Origin of the sequence: Frankia sp. AiPs1 (genome assembly GCF_023716945.1) — a bacterium.
Taxonomy (GTDB): Bacteria; Actinomycetota; Actinomycetes; order Frankiales; family Frankiaceae; genus Frankia.
The window spans coordinates 1-3004 of record NZ_JAMQQF010000668.1; the positions used below are offsets into that span (position 1 = coordinate 1).

The 3004-nt window shown below is 74.0% G+C and carries 2 protein-coding genes; one reads left to right on the top strand and one right to left on the bottom strand.

The annotated features are described in order from the left end of the window. Positions 1 to 1317, bottom strand: a 1317-nt coding sequence (locus ND748_RS29125; protein WP_251749396.1) for a class I tRNA ligase family protein, incomplete at its 3' end; no start/stop codon positions are given. 437 nt (positions 1318 to 1754) lie between these two features. Between ND748_RS29125 and ND748_RS29130 the strand changes: the two genes are divergently transcribed. Next, positions 1755 to 3004, top strand: a 1250-nt coding sequence (locus ND748_RS29130; RefSeq protein WP_251749398.1) for a thioredoxin domain-containing protein, incomplete at its 3' end; no start/stop codon positions are given.

Here is a 3004-nt window from a genome sequence, read left to right on the forward strand (position 1 = left end):
GGCTGCGACCCCGGCGTCGCCGCCGGCCGGGCCGCGGCCGGCGGGGAAGCGCCAGGCGGCGGGGGTACCAGCCGGCCACTCGTCGGCGACCAGCGCGTCGACCTGCGGATGTTCGGGGGCGAGCACCAGGAAGGTCGCCCCGGCGAGGGTGTCGGGCCGGGTGGTGTACACCTCGATGCGCTGACCGAGCCCCGGTCCGGCCGGGCCGCCCGCCTCGGTAGAGCCGCCCGCCTCGGTAGAGCCGTCCGCCTCGGTCGAACCGGTCGGGGGAACGACGGCGAACTCGACGCCGGCGCCGTCGCTCGGGCCGATCCAGTTGCGCTGCATCTGCTTGATCGAGTCGGACCAGTCGACCAGGTCGAGGTCGTCGACCAGCCGTTCGGCGTAGGCGGTGATCCGCAGCACCCACTGCCGCAGCGGCCGGCGGAACACCGGGTAGTTCCCGATGTCGCTACGGCCCTCGGCGGTGACCTCCTCGTTCGCCAGCACGGTGCCGAGCCCGGGGCACCAGTTGACGAGCTGTTCGGAGATGTAGGCCAGGCGGTGGGCGTCGACGACCCGGCGACGGGCGACCCGGTCCAGCTCGGCCCAGGGCAGGCCCGCGGGGTTCGCGGCGCGGACGGCGTCGACCGACACGGCGGTGGTGCCGGCGGCGGGGCCGGCCGCCGGCGACCGGGTCCCGGCCTCGAACTCGGCGATCAGCTCGGCGATCGGCCGCGCCCGGCCGGCCTGCGGGTCGTACCAGGCGGCGAAGATCTGCTCGAAGATCCACTGCGTCCAGCGGTAGTACCCGACGTCGGTCGTGGCGATCTCGCGCCGGGTGTCGTGGCCGAGACCCAGCCGGGAGAGCTGCCGGCGCATGTTGGCGATGTTGGCGTCGGTGGTCGTGCGCGGGTGCTGGCCGGTGTTGATGGCGTACTGCTCGGCGGGCAGGCCGAAGGCGTCGTAGCCGAACGGGTGCAGCACATGGCGGCCGGACATCCGCAGGTAGCGGGCGAACACGTCGGTGCCGATGTACCCGAGCGGGTGGCCGACGTGCAGGCCGGAACCGCTGGGGTAGGGGAACATGTCCATGATGTAGAACGGCTCGCGCCCGGCGACCTCGTCGAAGCCCGCGGCGAGCGGCCCGACCGGGTTCGGCGAGTTGAACGTGCCCTCCTCGGCCCACCGACGCTGCCAGCGGCGCTCGATGTCGGCGGCGAGCCGGGCGTCGTAGCGGAACCCGGGCTCGTCGCCGGGCCCGGTGGTGGGCGTGGCGCCGGCCGCAGCCGCCGTGGGGTTCGCGGCGCCGGTGCCGGGCTTGGCCGTCTCACTCATGTGCAGGTGCCATCCCAAACTCGTTGGTACTCCCGACCCCGCGACGACCCTTCCGACGTACCCGTGATGACCCCTCGACCGTTCTCGCGGCGCAACGGCGGCCCGGCGGACGGCGGTTGTGCGAGTGGACGGCGGACGGGCGGGCGAGCGGGCGAGCGGAGAAGCCGGGATCGTGCCTTCCTCCGAGCGTATCCGGTGCCCTGCACCCCGGTTCCGACCGCACGTCACCACGACCGGACCCTGCCGCCCGGGCAGTCCCGGGCAGTCCCTGGCAGTCCCGGTACCGAGTGATCTCCTCGACCATGGTTGGGGTGCCGATGGCCACAGTCGGCGCGCCGGGGCACGGGTGGGGGCATAGCCGCTCGCCGCTTTGGTTGCATAGCCAGTGACCCGGGCTCCTACGGACCCGGCGACGCCAGACCCTGAGGAGTTGCCCGGTGCCGAACAAGCTGGCGGAGCAGACGTCTCCGTACCTGCTCCAGCATGCGGACAACCCGGTCGACTGGTGGCCGTGGTGCCCGGAGGCGTTCGCGGAGGCGGCCCGCCGCGGGGTGCCCGTGCTGCTTTCGGTCGGCTACGCGTCCTGCCACTGGTGCCATGTCATGGCGCACGAGTCGTTCGAGGACGTGGTCACCGCCGCCTACATGAACGACCACTTCGTCAGCATCAAGGTGGACAGGGAGGAGCGCCCGGACGTCGACTCCGTCTACATGGACGTCACCGTCGCCCTGACCGGTCACGGTGGTTGGCCGATGACGGTCTTCCTCACCCCGACCGCCGAGCCGTTCTTCGCCGGCACCTACTTCCCGCCCCGGCCCCGGCCGGGCATGGGGTCGTTCCGCCAGGTCATGGAGGCCGTCGTCGCCGCGTGGCAGACCAGGCGGGCAGAGATAGAGGAGTCGGGCGCCGACATCGCCCGCCGGCTGGCGGAGGCGGCGGCCCGCGGCCCGGTGGCCGGGCTCGCCGCGAGTCCCACGTCCGGCGTCGCGGACGAGCTGTCCCCGGCGCTGCTGGACACGGCCGTCGCGGGCCTGTCCGCCCGGTTCGACGCCCGCCACGGCGGATTCGGCGGGGCACCGAAGTTCCCGCCGTCCATGGTCGCCGAGATGCTGCTGCGGCACGCCGCCCGCACCGGCGACGAGCAGAGCCTGGAGATGGTGGCGGTCACCTGCGAGCGGATGGCCCGCGGCGGCATGTACGACCAGCTCGCCGGCGGCTTCGCCCGCTACAGCGTCGACGCGACGTGGACCGTCCCGCACTTCGAGAAGATGCTCTACGACAATGCCCAGTTGCTGCGGGTGTACCTGCACCTGTGGCGCGCCACCGGTTCGCCGCTGGCCCGGCGGGTGGTCGGGCAGACCGCGGCGTTCCTCCTCGCTGACCTGCGCACCCCGCAGGGCGGGTTCGCCTCGGCGCTCGACGCGGATGCGGTGCCGGCGGGCGTCCCGGCGGCCCACGCGCAGCCCGAGGAGGGCGCCAGTTACTCGTGGACGCCCGCCGGCCTGCGCGCCGCCCTCGGCCCGGACGACGGCGCCTGGGCAGTGGAGATCTTCGGCGTCACCCCGGAGGGCACGTTCGAGCACGGCACGTCCGTGTTGCAGCTGCCGGCGGACCCGCCCGACGCGGCGCGCTTCGCGGCGGTGCGCGAGGCCCTGGCCGCCGCCCGGGCCGGCCGTCGGGACGCGGG